Source organism: Haliscomenobacter sp., assembly GCF_033763495.1.
GTDB lineage: Bacteria > Bacteroidota > Bacteroidia > Chitinophagales > Saprospiraceae > Haliscomenobacter.
On sequence record NZ_JANRKL010000050.1, the window covers coordinates 1 to 21,244 of the forward strand.

The window sequence follows — 21,244 nt, forward strand, 5'->3', positions numbered from 1 at the left end:
AGATTTTACAACACCAAAAATCTGTCGAGCCAGTTTATGCATGACCGCAGTCAAAGCCACTTTCCCATTTTTGCCCTTGGCAATAATTCTTTGATAAAGGGCCTTGCAAAAGGTGTTGTAGTTCATAGCACTACGAGCACAGTTAAAAAGCAAGGCCCTAATCTTAGCATTTCCCTTCTTGGTGATGGAGGATCGCCCTCGCACTGATTTACCAGAACTGAACTCTGATGGTGCCAATCCAATAAATTTGGTAAAGGCTTTGGCAGAGTCAAAAGCGCTAAGATCCCCAAAGAGGGCAACAACTGCTTCAGCCGTGGCCTTTCCTACGCCCTTGATTGAACTGATGCGTTCCACCAATTGCTTTTCCTGGACTTGATCTACCTCTGGCCTGAGTTGGGCTTGCAGGTGTTTTATTTGTGTTTTAACCACTTTCAAAACACTATTAAAAGCCTCCAGAACTGCTGGATTCGGATCAACCAAAAACTTCACAGCATGCAACTGATTTTGAAGCTGCCGTTCTTGCTTTTGCAAAGCACACAAGGCATTGAATGCTTCTTTGCGCATCCGCTTGGCTTTTGAAGGCATCTGGTAGGGTTGAGTCAGCAAGTTTTGCCCTAGGCGGGATAGCGTTTGAGCATCTTGGTCATCAGTTTTACTCGTTTTCATCAGCACTTTAGACATGGCTCTGCTTTGAGCTGGGTTGACCACTGAAAAGCTCGCTCCTAACTCATCCAGGCAATGGATTAAGCGCTGAGAGTAGTTGCCCGTATGTTCCAAAACAAAGTGCTTATTGGCAACACCAACTTCCATAAGCCACTTTTTAATCATGGCTACTTCATTGATGATTTTAGCTTTGCTCCACCCTGAACCAGCATTCTTATCAGGATGAGCCGATACCAATTCGTCTTTTGACACTTGAGTGATGATTGGGAGTGGGACCTAACATCCGCGACGGGCTTTAATGCCCTCAGACGCGTCAGGTTTTATCCACTCCCCACTTCTTTTCATCACCAATTAACACAATTAATTGGATAGTACAAACGTACGACGACGCCGATTTACGCGGATTTTGTGTCATTTGTGGCTGCTACAATCACGCAGAAGGCGGGAAAAATCCGCGTAGTCCGCGTTGCTATTGTCGCTTTGATAAGAATAGTGTGCTCGCTAAGTCCCCAGACTCAGTTGGAACTGATCGATTCTGCCCCCGCAAGGTATAAATCCTGAAATTCAGCTACCTTTGAAAAGAGTAATACCCTACTAAACCAATGGCATGAGTGTAAATCAAGGAGTCATCCACTATCAAACTGTAGACGGTAAAGTAACCATTGATGTCAATCTGCACGAGGAGACCGTTTGGCTGTCCCAGAAGCAGATTGGACAGCTTTTCGAGCGGGATTACAAAACCATTTCCAAGCACATCCTCAATGTGTTTAAAGAAGGGGAATTGGATCGAGGGGCAGTTGTCGCAAATTTTGCGACAACTGCCGATGATGGAAAAACCTACCAGGTTGAATACTACAATTTGGATGTCATCATTTCGGTAGGTTACCGGGTCAAATCCCCCAGAGGAACCAATTTCAGGATATGGGCAACTAAAGTATTGCGCCACCATTTGATCGAAAGAGCCCGAGTCAATACATCTGAAGTCTCCTGGGAACAGCGGTATTTTTACTTAATGAAAACCATCGATGTTGCCGCTTCGGCCAGTTCGGGTAGTGATTTGGCCATTTCTGAAGCCACTGGAATCATCAAGGTGCTTCAACATTATGCTTATGCACTTGAAACCCTCGATAAATACGACCATCAGCAGCTGATCATTGAAGCGCCAGAACACTCGGAGGTCCACGCGTTAACCTACTCCGAAGCCATTGGACTCATTCAGGAATGGCGGACAATACAAGCTGGTAGCTCATTGTTTGGAAATGAAAAAGACGAGTCTTTTAAAAGTTCGCTGGAAAACATCTATCAAACTTATGATGGGGTTGATCTGTACCCTAGTCTCGAAGAAAAAGCGGCCAATTTGCTTTATTTTATCGTTAAAAACCATTCCTTCTCAGACGGGAACAAACGTATTGCGGCAGGCTTGTTCGTTTATTTTTTGGATAAAAACCATGCATTGTTTCGGCCAGACTACAGCAAACGCATTGGCGACAATGCCTTGGTGGCCATCACCATCATGATTGCGGAGAGTAAACCGGGTGAAAAGGATATTATGGTGAAATTGGTGGTGAATCTGATCAATTATCGGAATTGATGGGGAACTTGAATAAAATAAAACACGACGTTTTACGCGCTTCGCGCTTTTTGAGGCTTCGCCTCTTTTGCTAAAAGCGGCAGGATTGTAAAACGGATGGAACGGATTGAACGGACAGGAACGGATTTTGACTCGCCTTCGGCTCGCCTTATCCGCCGCAGGCGGAAAAAAATCAGTTTTCATCCGTTTAGTCCGTTCCATCCGTTTTACAATCCTGTCGCTCTACGCCGAAGGCGCCCAAGCGCGAAGTGTGAAAACATCGTTATTGTCGTTGTACGTCGCGGTGCATAAAACCCAACAACGCAACCACCCAACTGAATCGCCCCAACCCCAAGGCCCCAATCCCCCGTCTTACCTCCTATAAAAACCAAAGCCGATGAATAAGCGCAGCATGATCCTCCTAATGGCTTTATTCCTCTTGTTGGGATGCCAAAAAGAAACCGAAGGCCCCACTGAAGGCGTCCTCATCCGCATAGAAAACACCAGCAGGTATACCTTCCAGGACATCAAAGTGAGCATTACCGAAGAAAAACTTTACGGGACCTTGTCGCCGCGAGAAAGCTCCAATTATCAGGCCTATTCAAAGGCTTATCGCTACGCTTATATTGAGTTAAAAATCAGGAACAAACTTTATGTCCTGCAGCCCATTGATTATTTTGGCGAAGAGGAATTGAAGGAAGGCAAATACACCTATCAGTTGGATGTAGAAGATACCTCTAGCCAGAGCAGGCGATTGGATTTGACATTTAAAAAGGATTGATTGAGTTTCAATAATTAACGCTCATTATGCATTTTATTTACCACAGAGTTTCACAGAGTAGACGCGGAGTTTCACGGAGTTTTTTTTAGGGGCACCTGCGGTGCGGAGAGTACACGGAGCTCGCCTTTGCTGAAACTTGGGTCCTTACCTTTTATCAAGTCCTATTATCCTTGGCTTGATCTTGTGCAAGATTTTCCTAACGCACAGACTCCCGCCACCGCAGGTGGCAAACTCCTTAAAACTAAAAAACTCCGTGAAACTCTGCGTGTACTCGGTGAAACTCTGCGGTAAAAAAACTACTCTTAAATTAAAATCGCAGTATGTATCAGAGATGATCATCTTTACGCTTATTAGAAGTTGATGAATAGCACTTCGTAATGTGTGTAATTACCGCAGCATCAGGTCCCGCAGCAGCGCCACCGCCGTCGTCCTACTGCTCACATCCAGTTTGAAATAAGCATTGTTGATGTGTTTTTTCAGGGTATTCATGGCGATGTACAAGTCATCGGCGATTTGTTGATTGGTTTTGCCCGCGTAGAGTAGGCGCAACACGTCGAACTCCCGCTCAGTCAAGGGGGCCAGCAGGTGTCCGTTGAGTTTGTCCAAAACCAGTTCGGGTACGTGCCGATTGGCCTGGGTGGCGTGATTGGCCAGGGCAATTTCGATGGTAGCGTAAAGGGTTTGTTCATTGAAGGGTTTGACGATGAAGCCAGCAGGGCTGGTTTTTTTAGCGCGCTCCAGGGTCTCCTTATCCGAGTAGGAAGTGAGGAAAACAAAGGGAATAAACAAGTTTTTGTTGATGTGTTCAGCCAGTTCGATGCCGTCGCGTTCACTCTCCAGGTTGATGTCCAGGATGGCGAAATCCGGCGGCTGGCGGCGCAGCTGAAACAATGCCTCCTCGGGGTCGTGGGCGATGGCCGACACCTCAAAGTTGTTGTTGCGCAGGTACATTGCAATATTACGGGCAATCAGGGGTTCATCTTCAACGATCAGGACTTTGATGGCGGTCATGGCTCAGCGCTTGTTTAAGTTTTTAAGCAGTGGTTTTGAACTTGGTAATGAGCAATTGTACATCGGTTCCCGGCTTGCCGTTGATGTTCAGGCGGGCCCGCAATTTTTGGGCCATGGCCTGGATGATTTCGTAGCCAAAAGAGCTGGTGTTTTCGGGGTCAAAATCGGGTGGAATTCCTACCCCATCGTCTTTGACCTGCAACAACAATTCCTGGTTGTTTTTTTTCAAAACCACCCAAATGCGCCCCTGTTCCCGGTTTTTAAACGCGTATTTCAAAGCATTGCTGATCAACTCGTTCAGGATCATACCCAGGGGGATGGCTGTATCGGTATGCAGTTGGAGCGGCTCGATCCGGGTGTGCAACTGGATTTTATCTGCGTTGATGTTGTAGGTTTTGAACAAGTGATCGGAGAGGATCTGGATGTACTCGTTCATGTTGACGCTGTTCACTGCCTCGTCGCGGTACAGGTTTTGGTGGATAAAGGCCATCGCCTGCACCCGCAGAATCGCCTCCTTGATCACCCCTTTGGCACTGCTGTCCTGCAGCGTTTGCGACTGCAAATCCAGCATACTGGAAATGACTTGCAGGTTGTTTTTGACCCGATGGTGGATCTCGCGGTTCAACACTGCCAATTCCTCCGACTGCTTCTGGATGATGGCGTTGTTTTTGTGTTGCTTGCGGTATTGCAGGTAAATGACGCCCCCCAACAAGATCATGGCGCTGAGCCCCAGGAAAAGGAAGTTGCGGTTGCGGCGTTCATCGTTGAGTAGTTTTTGCTTCAGGGCATTCTCCCGACTGAGCGATTGGCTGAGTTCTTTTTCTTTCTTGAGCTGGATGTCGCGGAGCTGCGACTGGTTTTCGAGCGCCGCAAAGAGCCGTTTTTGCGCAACCAGGGACGAGTCCATCAGGATACTTTCGCGCAAGAGGGCCAAACGCGACTGTTTTTCACGGCTCAACTGGCTTTCTTTCAGTCGATTGCTCAGGTTCAGGGATTCAATTTCTTTTTCCTGAAGGGCTGCCCCCACCGCTTCCCGGATTTCGGCGCTGATGCGTTCAATGTTTTCGGTGCGGAACACGTCTTTGTAACGATCCATCCAAAGCATGGCGTCGAAGGCGGCGGCGTAATCTCCATTGTTTTTGTGGATTTCGGCCATTTGGCTCAAGGCATCAACGGCTAGTTCCGGGTTTTGGGAACCTCGGAGCAGGACCTTGGCGGAGTCTACATAAAGTTTGGCGCAGGCTTTGTCTTTTTTCGCCAAACAAAGATTGGCCATTGCCGAAAGCAGTTTGATGGAGCTGCTAGGGTTGTTTTGTTTAGCCACCAGGGCCTCCGCTTTTTTTAAGGCAGCTTCAGCTTCGCCAATTTTATTCAAAAAGGTCAAAATCACTCCATCCTGAATGGCTGTGTTGGTTTCCGCGAGCCAATCTTTCCCGGCCAGTTTTTGTGCCTCCCGGTTGTGGGACAAGGCCAACTCGTAGTTTTTATCCGAAAAATACAATTTGGACAACATCACATGGCATTGCAGCATGCCTTTGGTATCATTCAGTCGATCTTTGACGGCGAGCGCCCGGGTGTAGTTCGTGATGGCTTGGGTGGAATAACCAAAATTGACGTTGATGTTGGCCAAACTTTCGAGGCAATCGCCCACCAGCTCGTTTTGCCCGGTTTTGCGCAAAAGGGTGATGGCATCGCGGTAGTGTTCTGCCGATTGGCGGAAGTAGCTGCGGGCGGAGTACAGGTCGCCAATTTGTTTGAGCAAACGCCCCAGGCGGTATTCATCGTTTTGTTGTTCCAAGAGGGGTTTGGCCTGGTCAAAACTTTTCAGGGCATTGACGTAATCGCGCTTTTGCACAAAAGCCTGGCCTGCCTCGATCAAGTGAGCTGCCCGATCCGCTGCTGGCGTGGCATTCGAGTTGACTTGAGCAAAGGCCAAATCAAACTGGATGAAGCAATAAAAACAGAGCAGGATTCGCCACATAGCGCAGGTTTGTGTTTTAGAGTTTGTTTAAGTTTTTTGTTCGGGCTACAAACGGCCCATTTTTGCCTGAATTTCGTTCCGAAAATGCTCATTTAGCGCTGCTAAACTCCGCTTTTCGTGCCTCATTCAGGCAAAATGGTCTCGTTTTCGCTTCCGCCCAAAAAAATTAACCAAACTCTGAACACAAAATTATCAGGATTAGTGGCTTGTGGGCTGGTACTTAGGGGTTATTTTACAACCCTTCCCAAACCAAACTGGTCCCCTTTTTTCACCGCCTTTCCCCCTTGAAAATGAATTTCCACTACCTTTTCACTTTGTACGATCTCGCCCTTTTCATCCGCCAGGCGGTGGATGATTTCTTTACTGGAGATGTCGATGATTTCACCCGTGCTGGGCCAGGCGTGGCGCCCGTCCATGCTAAAGGTGATCCAGCCTGGCTGGTCGCGCAAAGCTACGGAAGACACATAGCGAGGCGGCATCTGTTGGTTGTCAAAAATATGCATGCGCTGGTTGGCGCCATCAGCCACCCAGAGTTCTTTTTCGTTGGGCGTCAGTCCAATGCCATGACTCGGGCAGCCGTGTCTTTTGATGAAGCCCTTTTCAAAACCGGGCACTTCCACCCGATGGATCATTTTCCCCGTTTTTAGGTCGGCGATTTCAAATCCCAGGAGTTCGTTCACATTGCCGTACAACAACGACTGTTTGCCATTGATGGTAAATGGCCGTACGCTGGCTGAGAATGGCCCAATCTGGCGTTGTTTGCTGGTATTTTTGGGATTGACCACGGTTACAATGGGTGAAGCCAGTCCTTCCATGTAGACCGCTTTCCCGTTGGGGGCAAAAATGGTGTTGTGGGCTTTACTTTTGAGCACAATTTGTTCTTTCACTTCCCCGGTTTTGGCATCAAGGACGTACCATTGGTCTTTTTCAAAGGAAGGTTGAAAAATGGTCAATCCATCGGGCGAAATGGCCATGCGGTCGCAACCCGCTTCGTAAATCTTTTCCCACAGCAGTTTTTCACTTTGCAAACTGATGCACATCAGCGACTTGATGGTGCTTACGTAGATGCATTGGGTAGCCAGGCTTACACAAACCCCTTTGACGTTGGAAGGGTGCCCCTTGGCGTCCAGGCTACCAGTGGGAATGCGTTTGACCAATTTGTAATTGTCGTCGATGTCGTACACCAGAATGCCGTGGCCGCCGTATTCCAGGTAGTTGCGAATGCCCGGTTCGGCTACGTAGAGGTACCTTTTTACGCCGGATTGTGCCTGAGCAATGGTCAGGATCAGGCCGAAAAAACTGAGGGACAAAAGTGTAGTGCAAATGGTTCTAAAACCTTTGATCTTAAGCATTTTGGATGAGTTGAAGGCAAATCTAAAAACAGTAATTTATCTCAATGGGCCACAAAGGGCTAAAGGGCTAAATTTACACTTTAACCCCTCGTCCCTTTGTGGCAAAAAACTACTTTACTTCCGTTTGTAGCCCAACGTAAGGCCGATTAAAGCTCCCGCAATGGCACTGATGATGGCGTAAACGATTGCATCCAGGAACACCCCACCCCAGGTCATCAAGTTAGTCGTGCCATTGATCATGGAATCGTAACTTAAGGTAATCAAAAAACCGATGAGCCCCCCGTAAATCGCCCCTGAGCCCAGGGTACGAATACCTGCCCATCTTTCAAAAATCCAGGCCAACAGAAACGAAGCAACCAGATTCCCAAAGATCAGGGCTTCCATCTTGGGTTCGGTTTGTGCATTGGCCATGTTGGGCATAGCCGAAGCCAGTGCATTTTTAAATACAACCGTGTACATCACAAAACCACCCATAAAATAGCCGATAAAACCGGCCAGGGTTCCCAACAAAAGTTTGGTAGAGTTCATAAGTGTTGTTATTTAGTAGGTGAAAAAGGAATGTCTCAACGAGTTGGGCTAGTGCATTAATATTGATGGAAGGCCTGGGAGATAAATGCGAGTACATCGGGTAGCGATTCCCGCCAATAAGTCCAGGTGTGGCCCCCATTGCGGATGCGAAATTCGTGGGGGATTTCCTTTTTGCGCATGGCGATGTGCACCAGGGAATTGCCTTCGTACAAAAAGTCGTCATCGCCACAGTCGATGTACCAGCGCACGGCCTTCTTTTGGGTTTCCGGCATATTGTCAATAATGTACAAGGCGCTTTGTTGTTTGTAATAGGTTTCAATTTGCAAATCCGTGGCAGTAGAATCTGCTCGTTTTACCTGCATTTTGGCTGCTTCCAAATTCAGTGGGCCCGTTACTGCACTTAGAGGGCAAGCGGAAGAAAACAACTCAGGATGGTGCAGGGCATAGGCATAAGTGCCCCCGCCGCCCATCGATAACCCGGCAATGGCGCGGAAGCGTTTTTCCGCCTTGATACGGTATTTTTTTTCTACATGTGGCATGAGTTCTTTGAAGAAAAAATCTTCGTAAAGCCAGGTGCCTGTAGCATTATTAGCATAACCCCGGCGTCCGGTATTGGCGTCGGGCATAACGATGATCATGGGTGTAGCGGTACCAGCTGCGATGGCTTTGTCGGTGATGTTTTGTACTTCGCCAAACTGTACCCAACCGGTTTGGTCGTCGCCTGCACCGTGGAGGAGGTAGAGCACAGGGTAACTGCGGGAAGAAGTTTCATAATCGGGCGGCAGATAGATGGCGTACTTCCGCTCCATATTGAGGATTTTGCTTTGAACGGTAAGGTTGTCGAAAACTTTGCTGCCTTGAGCCAATAGAAGATGGGTGCCCATCACTGCGATCAGTAGGAAAAAGTTTTTCATGTAGTTTATAGTTTAAACAAGCACTGAATGATACACAAAATACAAAACGTTTTGTATTCTAAATCAAAATTTTACGAAATCGAACGAAAGTGTTCGTAGATGGACAGTGTAATGGAATTCAAAATATCTAATTAATTGATTTAATGCTAATTTATTTTCTTGGCACAAAAATTGGCTATTGTTTTAGGATTAGGAGGGCGGGAGAGATAGCCCTCCTGACTGTGGGCTATCAGACTTTTAAAGCGGCCATTGTCAATCCCGTAGAATCATTAAAAACGGAATAACCATGCTGAAAAACCATTTCAAAATCGCTTTTCGCAACTTGTTGCGGTACAAATTGCATAGCTCCATCAACGTGATGGGACTGGCCATTGGCATCAGCGCATGTTTGGTTATTTTTCTGCTGGTTCACCACCAACGCAGTTTTGATACCTTTCATCCCGATAAGGAACGCATTTACCGCGTGTACACCGTTTATAGTGGCCTGTTTGACGCCACCAACAGCGGCATTGCTTTTCCGATACCCGATGCCATCCGCAAGGAATGTACCGGAGTGGAAGCAGTGGGGCATTTTATGACTTTCAGCAATCTCAAAATAAGTCTGGGTGCACAAAAAAAGCAAGGCAAGGTTTTTGAAGAACAAAACCACATCATTGCTACTGAACCCGATTATTTCCGAGTATTCGATAGTTACCACTGGTTAGCAGGAACACCCCAAACGGCTTTGAGTGAGCCCTTTAAAGTGGTGCTAACTGAGCGCAGGGCAAAATTCTATTTTGGCAACATTGAACCTCGTGCTGCCCTTGGTCAGGAAATCAGTTACAATGATTCACTGCTGGTCACCGTTTCCGGCATTGTGAGTGACTTACCCAAACAGACCGATCTGAAATTTACCGATTTTATTTCTTTCAGCACCATCCCTCAAAGTTGGTTAAAAAACGACGTGGGTGGACTGGAAGGCATGAAAGAATGGGGCAGTACCACCAGTTCTTCCCAGGTCTTTGTCAAATTGGCCAAAGATGTTGAAGCAACACGACTCAGCAAACAACTGGCCCAACTGGTCAAAAAATACCAACCCGATAAAGACCCCAAACTCAAACTGGTATACCCACTGCAAGCCCTGGCCGACTTGCGGTACTCCACCATCGGGATTTTTAACGACAGCGCCGCTCCAGCCAACCGTAAAACCCTCAATGCCCTGGCACTGGTGGCAGGATTGCTCTTGTTGATTGCCTGCATCAATTTTATCAATTTGGCTACGGCTCAGTCCATCCAACGCTCCAAAGAGGTCGGTGTGCGTAAGGTTTTGGGTGGTACCCGCAGTGTGTTGATCCGCCAGTTTTTGGGCGAAACCCTGGTGATTACTTTTGTCGCTATGTTGTTTTCCATTGCCTTGTCCAAAGGAGCGATGGCTTTTTTTCAGGAGTTTTTGCCCGAAGGCTTGACCTTTGACTTGTTTACGCCCAGTGTTCTTGCTTTTATTGGCGCTGTGGTGTTGCTGGTCAGTTTCTTGGCAGGCTTGTATCCTGCCTTTGTGCTCTCGGGTTTCCGACCAGCCCTGGCGCTGAAGGCCAGATTATCGAGCAAGGGTACGGGCAGCAGGGTGGAATGGCTGCGCAAAGGTTTGATCATTTTTCAATTCACCTTTTCCCTGGCCCTGATTGCCGGAACCATCATCATCGGGCGGCAAATCAAGTTCATGCAAAATGCCGAATTGGGCTTCAATGCGGATGCCGTGGTGCATTTTCGGCCACCGTTCCAATATGAGTCGGAGAAAAAAACCATCTTGCGCGACCAGCTACAGCAGTTGATTGGGGTAAAAAGTGTTTCGATCCACGCCGATGCACCTGCTTCGTGGGGAATCAATACCCGCATTTTTAACTACAAAGGCAAAAAAGAAACGGAAGACCACGAGTTTTTGGTCAAAGGCGCGGATACCGCATACCTGCGTTTGTACAATATTACGCTGCTGGCTGGGCGCAACCTTTTGCCCGCCGACTCAACACGGGAGTACTTGATCAATGAAACGGCGTTGAAACAACTGGGTTTTAAACATCCACAAGAGGCACTGGGCAAAGGAATCATTGAGGAAGGTAAAGAATTCCCGATTGTAGGGGTGGTCAAAGATTTTCACAGCCGTTCTTTGCATGAGCCCATCCGTCCTTTGGTGCTGGCAATTAGCCCTTTGAACCAACGCCGTGAACTGAGCCTCAAATTGGCAACTCAGGGCAAGGGCCTTGATTCTTTTAAAGCCACGATGGAGCAGGTGGAGCAAATTTGGAAAACCGTTTATCCTGGCGAAAAATTTGAGTATACCTTTGTAGACCAGGACATTGCCAAATTTTATGAAAACGAACAGCGCAGCTCCAAAATCATGAGCGCAGCTACGGGGATTGCCATTTTTATTTCCTGTATTGGTTTGTTTGGCCTGGTGTCTTTTATGATCGGTCGGCGGACCAAAGAAATTGGGGTGCGCAAAATTTTGGGCGCTTCCATTTCCAATATTGTAGCCTTGTTGTCGAAAGACCTGCTGATATTGGTGGGCATTTCCATCCTTTTGGGCTCACCCATTGCCTGGTATTTTGCGCAACAATGGTTGAATGACTTTGCTTTTCACATTGCGATTGAGTGGTGGATGTTTGCCTTGGCGGGAGGACTGGCGATTGCTTTTGCGTTGCTGACCTTGAGTTATCAGGCGATTCGGGCGGCCATTGTCAATCCGGTGGATTCGCTGCGAAATGAGTAGCGTTTCTTAGGTGATTCTAGGTGTCTTCGGTTTCTTAGGTGGTAAAAAAATTGGGGAGATAATTTGAAGTCATGCAAAGCCTATGGAATACCCATCACTCCGCCATTGTGCCGTATTTGTGGTTTTTTGCTTTTTCATGAGCCCTCTTTCTTGTCAATTGCCGCAAAGAAAGGCTACAGATTTTACAGCATTACAATCAAAACTGGAGTCCGATCGAAGTCGCCAGGCTTACGATGCGCTTCAGTTTTTATTGGCTAAACAGTACACAGATTTAAGCACTGAAGAAAGAAAATCCTTGCGGGTAAGTTTGGAAAAACATGCAAGATGGTCCTCGGCCACGCTTTGTCCGGATACCGAACCGGGTGTAAAACTACACTTGGAAGGTCAATTGCTCAATGAAAAAAATCAAGCCGTGCCTGGGGCCAAATTGCACATTTTTCATACAGATAGCCGAGGTTTTTATTCACCCCTGGATTCCATTACAGGCAGGATGTTGGAGCAAGACCCGCGACTGGATGGATGGTTACATACAGATGAGCAAGGTCGCTTTTCGATCCAGACCGTGCGGCCAGCCAACTACCCCAAAAAATACGAAGGGCGCTTATTGCCACAGCACATCCATGTTTTGGCGTATGCTGAAGGATATGCAGTTCGCGCTGCCCAAGTCGTTTTTACCGATGATCCGGCCATGAATGAGCATTGGCTGGAGTGGGCAAAAAAAGGAAAACACCCACTCGTGCAGCTGGAAAAAACGGCTGCAGGTTTAAATGGAAAATTTGAATTGCATTTGGTCAAGAAATAACACCCTAAAACAGCATACCATGTGGAAGAATTATTTCCAAATCGCCCTCCGCAATCTGCGCAAACAACGCGCTTTCTCCGTTGTGAACATCATGGGTTTGTCCCTCGGGATGGCCGCCTCCCTGGTGATTCTCAATTACCTGAATTTTGAAAAAAGTTACGATACCTTCCATGTGAATGCTGAGCGCATTTACCGGGTGCCTATGGAGATCACAGAAAAAGGTGGCGCTACCCAAACCTTTGCTTTCACCTATCCCCCCGTAGCTACCTCCATGATGAAGGACTTTCCGGAAATAGAAACCGCAGTGCGCTGGCGAGGCCAGGGTGGGCCCATTAAGGTTGGGGAGCAGGTCTATTTGGAACCTGGCCTGCTCTTTTTTGTGGATCGCTCGGTGTTTGACATTTTTTCCTTTCCTTTTGCCAAAGGAAATGCCAGCGTTGCGCTCAAGGAGCTGAACGACGTGGTTTTGACGGAGAGCATCGCGCAAAAATATTTCGGAGGTGGCGAAGCCCTAGGCCGAACCATCCGATACCGAGAGGAGGATTATGTAGTCAAAGCGGTATTGAAAGACTTGCCCGAAAATTCCCATATCCGCTTTGGCATCCTATTCAATTTCGACAAATACATCCAATTGGTAGAATCCCAAGGTGGGCGCATTCGCGACAACTGGGGCTGGTCGGATTATTACACCTACGTAATGCTGAAGCCTGGAGCCGACGTCAATACCTTGCGCGCCAAAATGCCCTCCTTCGCCGAGCGCTACAAAGGTGAAGACATGAAAGCCACCAGCTACACCATGCAGTTCCTGTTGCAACCCCTGAAGGAAATTCACCTCAAATCGCACTACGACTACGAATTGCAGGGCAATGGCAATTTCAAATACCTGGGCTTTTTGGCCATTGCGGGCTTCCTGATTTTGGTCATCGCCTGGATCAATTATGTCAACCTTGCTACCGCCCGGGCTTTGGATCGCTCCAAAGAAATTGGAATTCGCAAGGTGGTTGGAGCCATTCGTCAGCAACTGATCCGACAGTTTTTGGTAGAGGCTTTGCTGGTCAATATGGTGGCAATCGTATTGGGCTTGTTTATTTTTCAACTATCACTTCCTTATTTCAGTGAGTTGGTGGGCAAAAAAATCCCTGGGCTTGGTTTACAAAACTGGGGCTTTTGGGCTACTCTGGCGGGTATTTTTGTAGCGGGGTCACTGTTGGCAGGTTTTTACCCCGCCTTTGTGATGTCGGGCTTTCGGCCCATTCAAACCTTAAAAAGTGCGGCCCTGACCGAAACGGGCAAGATTGGCAACAATCTTTTGCGCAAAATTTTGGTGGTAGGACAGTTTTCGGCAGCCATTATTTTGGTGGCGGTCATCATGGGTTTATTCCAGCAAATGCGCTACATGCAAAACCTGGATTTGGGGGTCAACATTGAACAAACCCTGGTGGTGGAGGAAACCATGCCCCGTGATAGTTTGGGCTTGCTGAAGGTAAAATCTTATTTGCAGGAATTGGAACGTTATCCGGATATCCTCAACACCAGTGCCTCCACGGATATCCCCGGCAAAGAAGTAGGCAATTCCACCACCTTTTGGCGGAAGAATACCCGCAATGAAAAACGTTGCCGCACCCTGGGGGTAGACGAGCATTTTTTGGACAACTATGGACTAAAAATCATCGCCGGACGGCAGTTTAGGGAAAACTTTGCTTCTGATGCTGCCCAACAAAACATCATCCTGAACGAAACCGCTGCCCGCATCATCGGGTTTGAAACACCTGAAGCAGCGATTGGACAAAAGGTGACTTATTCCGAGGGTGACCTAACGGTAGTAGGTGTGTTGAAGGACTATCATCAGGAATCGCTCCGCAACGATTATGATCCCATCGTTTTTTACGCCACCTCCAATTTCTGGCAGTATTATTCCATGAAAGTGAATACCTCCAACATGCAGCAAACCTTGGCGAAGGTGGAGAGTACCTGGAAATCCTATTTTCCGGGCAACCCATTCCAATACGTTTTCCTGGATGAATTTTATGACCAGCAATACAAGGTTGATCGACAGTTCAACGCCATCCTCTGGTGTTTTACCCTGTTGGCTATTGTGGTAGCTTGCCTGGGCTTGCTGGGACTATCGGCCTTCATTTTGACCAAACGGGCCAAAGAAATCAGCATTCGCAAGGTTTTGGGGGCCAATATTGGGCAAATTGTAAGTTTGGTGACGAGCGAGTACTTCCGCCTGATTTTGATTGCCGGGGTGGTGGCTTTGCCCCTGGCTTATGTACTGATGCAGCAGTGGTTGAAGAGTTATGTTTTCCGCATCCAGGTGGGCTGGTGGTTTTTTGTGTTGCCGATCCTGGGGGTTGTGCTGATTGCTGGGCTGACGGTGGGTTGGCAGAGTGTCCGGGCGGCAATGGCGAATCCGGTGAAGTCGATGCGGAATGAATAAGTTCTAAAGTGATTCTTAAGTGCCTTTGGTTTCTTAGGTGGTGAAAAAAAGACTTTATTTCACCACCTAAGAAACCAAAGGCACCTCAGAATCACCTCAGAAGTTTGCGCCTATGGCTTAATTGATGTCCTTATTCCCCTTCAACTGGGTTTTCAGGTCTTCCGTCGCCTTCTTTTGTTGCTCGTTCGGTGCCTGAGCGATGGCCTTGTCCGCGAATTCGATGGCTTTGGCATAATTGCCTTTTGCGCTATAAGCCCGCATCAAACCACTATTCACCACAAAATTGTCCCCGTGCTTTTTCTGGTTGTCCAGCATCAATTTCAGTGCAAGATCTGCCTGCTTCAGGGTGATCAAGCTGCGACCAAACGTAGCCAACTGCTGCGCATTGCCCAAGGCTACCACTTCCGTCATCAGGGAGTCCGCTTCTTTCAAACGATTGGTTCTCACGGCCGCATTGACCCAGTTGCTCATGGTGGGGAAGGTTTTTTGACCGCCAAATCCGGTGATCGCCCTTTTGCTCCAGCCGTAGGCTTCTTCCAGGTTTTTATTGACGGAGAAGCAGTACTGAGCCGCCTGTAGAACGATTTGAGGGTTAAAACCTATGTTGCCCTTCAATTGATCGCGAATTGTTGCGATAACGATGTCTTCAGTATTCACATTTACCCGGAATGGTAAGGAAAGATTGTCCCACATCAGGGCAATGGTACAGGCGTTGGCGCTGTGGCTGATGAATTCAAACTTGAGGTATTCCACAGGTTTTTCCAGCGGCTGTGGCTTAACCTTTACACGCAAAACATCGTCTTTTTGTTCGTAATAAAAACTACCCCAGGCATTGTTGACTTTGTTGAAAATCAAAATGGTACTATCGGGATTGTAGGCCACATGAAAGCCGTATTTTCCAGCCTTGATGTCTTTGCCTTCCACTTTTACATCGTGTTCAAAGGTAATGGTGGTGTTGTCATTGGCACCAGCCCGCCAGGGTGCGGTAGGAGCATTGGTCAAAAAGCTGAAATTGGTGAAGCCAAGTGGTACCAAAGTCCCCCAAATTTTTCCTTCCCGTTTGTTGACGTCGGGGCGGGCATAAGTGATCGTGATGCTAGTGATGCCCACCTCTTCACTGATCATGGCGCGAGGATTCCCGGCAACGGGTGGAAGGTCCAATTGAGCATAAGCAACGACGTTGCCCAGCAGTAATGTCATTGCGAAAATGAGTAATTGTTTCATAAAATGAGTTGAGTGAGTAAATTGAAATGGAAAATTACCTGTTTTTGGAATCATTTGCCTATCGATTTTGTACTGCTTAAAATTGCGTTTAAAAGTTGAAGTTATGCCGCCTGAGCTACCCATCCTGACCTTGCATCTATTCCCCAAATTGGACGAGCTTTTATTGGATTTTTTGCGCAACCTCTCCCCTGCCGACTGGGAAAAACAAACCATCGTACCACTCTGGACGATCAAAGACATTGCCGCTCATTTGCTGGACGGTAACCTGCGCACCCTATCGATGTCTCGCGATGGGTACTTTGGGGAAAAACCGAACCCCATCGAGTCTTATGGCGATCTGGTGGCCTACCTCAACCGCCTGAATGCCGATTGGGTCAAGGCCTTCAAAAGGGTGAGTCCAACTGTGTTGATTGAATTATTGGAGCTCACTGGTTCCCAATACAATACTTATCTCAAGACACTCAACCCGTACACTCCGGCCATCTTTTCGGTTGCCTGGGCGGGTGAGGAAAATTCCCAAAATTGGTTCCACATCGCCCGCGAGTACACCGAAAAATGGCACCACCAGCAACAGATGCGCCTGGCCATGGGGCAGGAAGAAGTGCTGTATGCTACTGAATTGTATTTCCCATACCTGGATACTTCGATGCAGGCTTTGCCGCATCATTACCGGAATGTGATGGCTGAGCCAGGGACGGTGATTCTTTTTGAGGTGAAAGGAATTCCAAACGCGCAATGGTACTTGCAGCGAGGCGAAAATGCTTGGGTTTTGAGCAAAACCTTGGATCAAACACCTATTGCTTCGGTGGGCATTGAGGGAAGTATCGCCTGGCGTATGTTGACCAAAGGGATTGCCAAGGCGGAGGCTGCGAAAAGGGTGGAGATTGAAGGGGATCAAAAACTGGGAGCAGTGGTGCTGGATATGTTGGCGGTGATGGCATAGGATTCCCCAGTTGAAAAAACCGGGGAACACCATGGGTAACGCAGAAACAGGAGTCATACTGGTCACTACAAATTCTCTATTTTTTTCAGCAAGGCCTTGGTCTCCGAGGCGTCCTGTCCAGTTTCGTTTGCTTTTTCAATCGCCTTTAATGCATACGTCTTGGCTTGTTCTTTGTTGCCCAATTTAAAATAGAGGGCAGCAGCAGTATCATTGTATTGAAACATGTCTTTTAACGCAATGGCCTTTAATACCCAGGAAACTGCTTTTTCCAAATACACTGTGTCTTTCGTTTCTTCGTAAAAAGCGAGAGCGACATTGTTGTATAGGTGGCCGCTAAAGCAAGGATACTGGTCAAAATATCGAGTTGCATTGACCAGAAGCTCCGGGGTATTTTTTTTCATCATGTTATGATTAATCGTAAACAAAAGCCAGTATTGATCAAATAAGTCCTCGGGCAAATATTTGATTCCGTATGCTTTGGCCAGCGTGAGATCAAAATCCCGTTGGTCATAATTATAGGAATAAAGGCTCATGCTGTTCATTACCACCTCGTCAATCAGGTTGAATATTTTGGCCTCGCTGAAAGCTTCGCTGAAGTCCTTTTTGTGTTTCAGCAAGAAGGAAAAGGTACTTTGCTCGGGAGATTTCAAGCCCATCAGCAGGATTTCCATATTCTCCTTGCTGAGCCAGTTTTCCTGGGTAGAAAAATAAGCCTCGTATACACTCCCCAGCAGGTCGTAGTCGGTCAAATCCTTGGCCATTAGGGTCAGCCTTTTGAGCAATTCCGGAGATCGGTCGCCTTGGAAAAATCGGTTTTTCAATGGAAAAAACTGGTGCGCTGTATCGGTACTGTTTACGCCCATCGCTACAAATTGTTCCATGGTCATCGTCCCCATCGCACGATGCAATAGCTCGCCTTTTCCATCTATAAACAGATAACTTGGATAGGCCATAATGCCGTATTTAATAGCGAAATCATTGGCCTCGGCCTTGTCCATGTCCAACTGAACATTGATGTATTTGCCGTTGTAGGTTGCTCCCGCCTGCTCGGCAGGATATATCTTTTTTTGCATATCCTCACAATTGTGGCAGGATAAGGAATAGGCTACTACAAATATCAGTTTGTTTTCACTTTGGGCTTTATCCAGAATGGTTGACCAGCTATTTTCAGCTGACTCAAATTGGATGCCTTGTGCGAAACCAGCGTGGAGAATTAAAAAGCTCAACAGCGCAAAAAATGACCTTTTCATACTGGATGGATTTTAGAAAAGGGCTGAGCAACCCGAGATTGCTCAGCCCATCGATGGATGGTGAAGATTATTTAAAGTCTTTACACAGCGGTTTGTTGAACGCTTTCACAACATTGGCTACGCCAGTTGGGTCAAGATCTTCCCAACTGAATTCGCCGGTCAATTGCGCTTCGTAAAATGTAGAAGCAGCATTTTCAGCAGCGGATTCGAGCAACTCCTTGCCCATTTCCTTTGCTTTACGGATCATTTGGCTCTTGATGCTTGCTTTGGCAATGGTTTTGGCACTGGTTACTGCTGCGGATTTGGCCACGGCAGAACCGCCACCCGACAAGGCAATGCCAGTAATATTCACGACCATTTCAAGGGGAGTCGTCACCTGGCTCACTACGGCCTTGATGCAAGCATTAGTAGTGCGCGCACAACCGGCAGCACACTTGATAGGGAAAACATTGGGGCACTGGTTGGCCCAGCACACGGGGCCTACACCATTAAATCCAGCAGGACATGGGACATAACAGAGGCCAGCTTGATTTACTTTCCCAGAGGGGCAGTTTTTGGGTACAGTGCCTGCACCCCTGCCATAACTTGGCTTTGTACAAGACACCCCAATGTCTATAAATCCACCAGGGCATACCGGGCTACAAATACAGCAGCCTGCTGGGCTAAAGCCCTCACTGCATTTTGGATACATGATTTCGCCGTATTTTTCACAGCCTTGACGGTTGTCTTTTTCACAGCGTGCTTTTGCTGCATCCAGATTGAGGCCATCCCCAAATTTCCAAGGGTATCCTCCGCCCCGGCCATAAGCGGCTGGTTTGGCACAAAATGCACCATCGTCACGGTATCCCGGAGGACAAGATTTCCAGCATACCGGCCCTACGCCTACATAACCAGCCTGGCATTTGGGATAGCAAAGCCCTGCGTCTAAATCTTCATTTGGCCCACAGATGTTAGGGAATGTACCCGCTCCTCTGGTTCTTGATTCCGTCCAGCACATGTCGGCATCTGGCGGAAGGTTTGCTGTCACATTGCCTGTTCCGGGAGGGGTTACGTTAACGCTACTATTTTGAACAAAAAAAACTTCATTGTCCCTGGCATAATCTGCCACTTGAGTGATGAATAATTCATTATTTCTTGGTCTTATGTAATGCCCGAGAAAGTTGAATGACTCGAAAGCAACGGCAGACGAGGTGGAATTGGTCCTTTGCCGAAATGAAGCATCTTTCTTGTTCAAATCATTAGCAATGGATCCCAGTACGATACGATAATTTTGATGCCGTAGAAATTGTCCTGGGAGGTTGACAGATTCAAATGAAATGCAATCCGCACAATCCGTCGAAAGCCCCCGAACTATTTTAAAAGATGCATCTTTTTGATCCAACGCTGATTTGATAGGCTGAATGTATGCATTGTAATTAGAATGTCGGATGTAAAGGCCAGGATATTGAAGCGATTGAAAAGAAACAACTGATTGCGCTTGTGAGAAAATGCCCAAACAACAAAGTATCAAAGTTGATACCGAATACCTTATGGTGTAGAACCGGGTGAAAAAATTTTCCCGATCAAACAAAAAATGACTCTTGAGTTTCATGTAGATAAAGTTTTAATGGTGAATTTTCCTCAAATTTCGGATCATCACAGCTGCGGGGCGCATGATTGGAGGTGAGCGGTGCTGCGGGTGTAATGAATGGAGTATTTTTTGGTATTGAGCGGGAATGATTGGTGGCTTGAATTCCGGTTTTAGCCGTATCTTTGATACTCCTTAAATCATTGTCTTGCCCAAACGCCAATTGAATCATGAAGAAAGTTAAATTAGTTTTTTTCTTTTTCTTTTTGTGTTGTTATTCAATCCATTGCCAACAATTCCTGATCGACAGCCTCCAAAAAATTTTACCCACCACCGTTGATCCGGTTCAAAAAATTGACATCCTCCTGGCTTTGACCAGAGCCAATATGTTTGTGAATGGACAGGCCAAGGCTAGTGTTTATGTGAAACAAGCCATGCAATTGGCAAAAAAACAAAATGATAAAGCTGGCCTAGCCATGGCGATGCTGTTCATGGAACAGGTAGAGGTTTTAGGTGTTCGGGCTACAACCATTGACTACCCAGGGGAGGCGCTAAAAATTGCACGGTCTATTCCTTCCAAATCGGTGGAAGCCTTTGCTGCCTATCATGTGGCAGAACAATACATTTATGGACGAAACGACTACAAAACAGGCCTAGAAATACTACACAAAGCCCTGAAGAAAACCGACAAAAGTGTACCAGACAAACACATCGGCAACATTCACAAAGTGATGGCCACTGCTTACTCCCGAATGGGTAAATCGACTAAAGCCATTGATCATTTTCAAAAAGCACTTTATTATTTCAATCGCCTAAAGACCCATCCTTTTATCGATCCAGCGCTGGGACGCCCCAGCTACATGGATGCCGACGGTGGGGAGGTGAATAAATCACAGGTATTGATTTATTTATCGAGAGAGTTTTGCGAAAAAGGAGACCATCAAGAAGCATTACGCCTACTGAAAGAAGCATTTGCGCTTTCGAAGAAGTACGATTTGCGCGGCAATGAAGCCTGGGCCCTTGAAGAAATGGCTGCGAATGATATCGCAATCGGAACCTTTGACCGGGCCATCGAAAACTACCAACGCGCGATTGGTATTTATGAAAAAGACAAATCCCTGTACTATCTGGCGCCTACTTTGCAGGAGTTAGGATCCTTGTTTTACCGCATGAAAGATTGGGCAGTGGCAGACAGCTACTTCAAAAAAGCATTGGCCATCAATCGGACTTTGCCTGACACCCTCGGCATGATGAGCAATTACAGCCGGATGGGGCAGGTAGCGATTGAGCAGGCTCAACCCCAAAAAGCGTTGCAATTGTATCAGGAAGCCGCTCTGCTGAATGCAAAACTCAAAGACTCTACCACTTTGTCAACCGTATACGCCGGTATGGCCATGGCCTGGAAAGCTTTGGAAAAATTTCCCCAGGGCTTACATTATTACCAAAAAGCCTTAGCACTCAACCAGCATTTC

17 protein-coding genes and 1 pseudogene are annotated in these 21,244 nt (G+C 47.2%); 7 read left to right on the forward strand and 11 right to left on the reverse strand.

Translation table 11 applies throughout. The annotated features are described in order from the left end of the window. Positions 1 to 915 (reverse strand): IS110 family transposase (locus SFV55_RS06095; RefSeq protein WP_320028586.1); only part of this gene is annotated, 915 nt, incomplete at its 3' end. A 355-nt stretch (positions 916 to 1,270) separates the two neighbouring features. Between SFV55_RS06095 and SFV55_RS06100 the strand changes: the two genes are divergently transcribed. Together SFV55_RS06100 and SFV55_RS06105 are read left to right on the forward strand one after the other, a co-directional pair. Beyond that, complete coding sequence (locus tag SFV55_RS06100) at positions 1,271 to 2,254, forward strand: virulence protein RhuM/Fic/DOC family protein (RefSeq protein ID WP_320028587.1); 984 nt, start codon at positions 1,271 to 1,273, stop codon at positions 2,252 to 2,254. 376 nt (positions 2,255 to 2,630) lie between these two features. Continuing rightward, complete coding sequence (locus SFV55_RS06105; RefSeq protein WP_320028588.1) at positions 2,631 to 3,014, forward strand: hypothetical protein; 384 nt, start codon at positions 2,631 to 2,633, stop codon at positions 3,012 to 3,014. Between the two features lie 387 nt (positions 3,015 to 3,401). Here SFV55_RS06105 and SFV55_RS06110 read toward each other — a convergent pair whose 3' ends face one another. From SFV55_RS06110 to SFV55_RS06130, 5 genes are all read right to left on the reverse strand, one after another. After that, positions 3,402 to 4,025: a response regulator transcription factor gene (locus SFV55_RS06110; RefSeq protein ID WP_320028589.1), complete on the reverse strand. Its 624-nt coding sequence runs from the start codon at positions 4,023 to 4,025 to the stop codon at positions 3,402 to 3,404. Positions 4,026 to 4,047: 22 nt separating this feature from the next. Continuing rightward, a complete protein-coding gene (locus SFV55_RS06115; RefSeq protein ID WP_320028590.1) occupies positions 4,048 to 6,006 on the reverse strand; it encodes a sensor histidine kinase in 1,959 nt (652 codons plus the stop codon). A 227-nt stretch (positions 6,007 to 6,233) separates the two neighbouring features. Further along, on the reverse strand, positions 6,234 to 7,358 hold the full coding sequence (locus SFV55_RS06120; protein WP_320028591.1) for a hypothetical protein: 1,125 nt from the start codon (positions 7,356 to 7,358) through the stop codon (positions 6,234 to 6,236). Positions 7,359 to 7,472: 114 nt separating this feature from the next. Beyond that, a complete protein-coding gene (locus SFV55_RS06125; RefSeq protein ID WP_320028592.1) occupies positions 7,473 to 7,886 on the reverse strand; it encodes a DUF1761 domain-containing protein in 414 nt (137 codons plus the stop codon). Between the two features lie 56 nt (positions 7,887 to 7,942). Beyond that, the gene (locus SFV55_RS06130) at positions 7,943 to 8,800 is read right to left on the reverse strand and encodes an alpha/beta hydrolase (RefSeq protein ID WP_320028593.1); all 858 of its coding nucleotides are present in this window, start codon (positions 8,798 to 8,800) and stop codon (positions 7,943 to 7,945) included. 286 nt (positions 8,801 to 9,086) lie between these two features. Here SFV55_RS06130 and SFV55_RS06135 point away from each other — a divergent pair, with 286 nt between their 5' ends. The 3 genes from SFV55_RS06135 to SFV55_RS06145 all read left to right on the forward strand — a co-directional run bounded on the left by SFV55_RS06135 (position 9,087) and on the right by SFV55_RS06145 (position 14,788). Then, entirely contained in the window at positions 9,087 to 11,546 is a 2,460-nt protein-coding gene (locus tag SFV55_RS06135; protein ID WP_320028594.1) for an ABC transporter permease, read from the forward strand. 82 nt (positions 11,547 to 11,628) lie between these two features. Beyond that, on the forward strand, positions 11,629 to 12,348 hold the full coding sequence (locus SFV55_RS06140) for a hypothetical protein (protein ID WP_320028595.1): 720 nt from the start codon (positions 11,629 to 11,631) through the stop codon (positions 12,346 to 12,348). A 19-nt stretch (positions 12,349 to 12,367) separates the two neighbouring features. Then, complete coding sequence (locus tag SFV55_RS06145; protein ID WP_320028596.1) at positions 12,368 to 14,788, forward strand: ABC transporter permease; 2,421 nt, start codon at positions 12,368 to 12,370, stop codon at positions 14,786 to 14,788. 117 nt (positions 14,789 to 14,905) lie between these two features. Here the strand turns inward: SFV55_RS06145 and SFV55_RS06150 are convergent, their stop codons facing one another. After that, on the reverse strand, positions 14,906 to 16,012 hold the full coding sequence (locus SFV55_RS06150) for a DUF2911 domain-containing protein (RefSeq protein ID WP_320028597.1): 1,107 nt from the start codon (positions 16,010 to 16,012) through the stop codon (positions 14,906 to 14,908). 103 nt (positions 16,013 to 16,115) lie between these two features. Between SFV55_RS06150 and SFV55_RS06155 the strand changes: the two genes are divergently transcribed. After that, a complete protein-coding gene (locus tag SFV55_RS06155) occupies positions 16,116 to 16,955 on the forward strand; it encodes a maleylpyruvate isomerase N-terminal domain-containing protein (RefSeq protein WP_320028598.1) in 840 nt (279 codons plus the stop codon). 65 nt (positions 16,956 to 17,020) lie between these two features. Here SFV55_RS06155 and SFV55_RS06160 read toward each other — a convergent pair whose 3' ends face one another. From SFV55_RS06160 to SFV55_RS06170, 4 genes and pseudogenes are all read right to left on the reverse strand, one after another. After that, complete coding sequence (locus SFV55_RS06160; RefSeq protein WP_320028599.1) at positions 17,021 to 18,205, reverse strand: thioredoxin family protein; 1,185 nt, start codon at positions 18,203 to 18,205, stop codon at positions 17,021 to 17,023. 67 nt (positions 18,206 to 18,272) lie between these two features. Continuing rightward, on the reverse strand, positions 18,273 to 19,232 hold the full coding sequence (locus SFV55_RS06165; protein ID WP_320028600.1) for a hypothetical protein: 960 nt from the start codon (positions 19,230 to 19,232) through the stop codon (positions 18,273 to 18,275). 84 nt (positions 19,233 to 19,316) lie between these two features. Continuing rightward, a pseudogene (locus SFV55_RS30165) lies at positions 19,317 to 19,796 on the reverse strand (AbfB domain-containing protein); the annotation flags it as partial. Then, complete coding sequence (locus SFV55_RS06170; protein ID WP_320028601.1) at positions 19,768 to 20,004, reverse strand: hypothetical protein; 237 nt, start codon at positions 20,002 to 20,004, stop codon at positions 19,768 to 19,770. The pseudogene SFV55_RS30165 and the gene SFV55_RS06170, both read right to left, overlap by 29 nt. Here SFV55_RS06170 and SFV55_RS06175 point away from each other — a divergent pair. After that, a partial coding sequence (locus tag SFV55_RS06175; RefSeq protein WP_320028602.1) for a tetratricopeptide repeat protein occupies positions 20,003 to 21,244 on the forward strand: 1,242 nt, incomplete at its 3' end. The two genes, SFV55_RS06170 and SFV55_RS06175, sit on opposite strands and share 2 nt — an antisense overlap.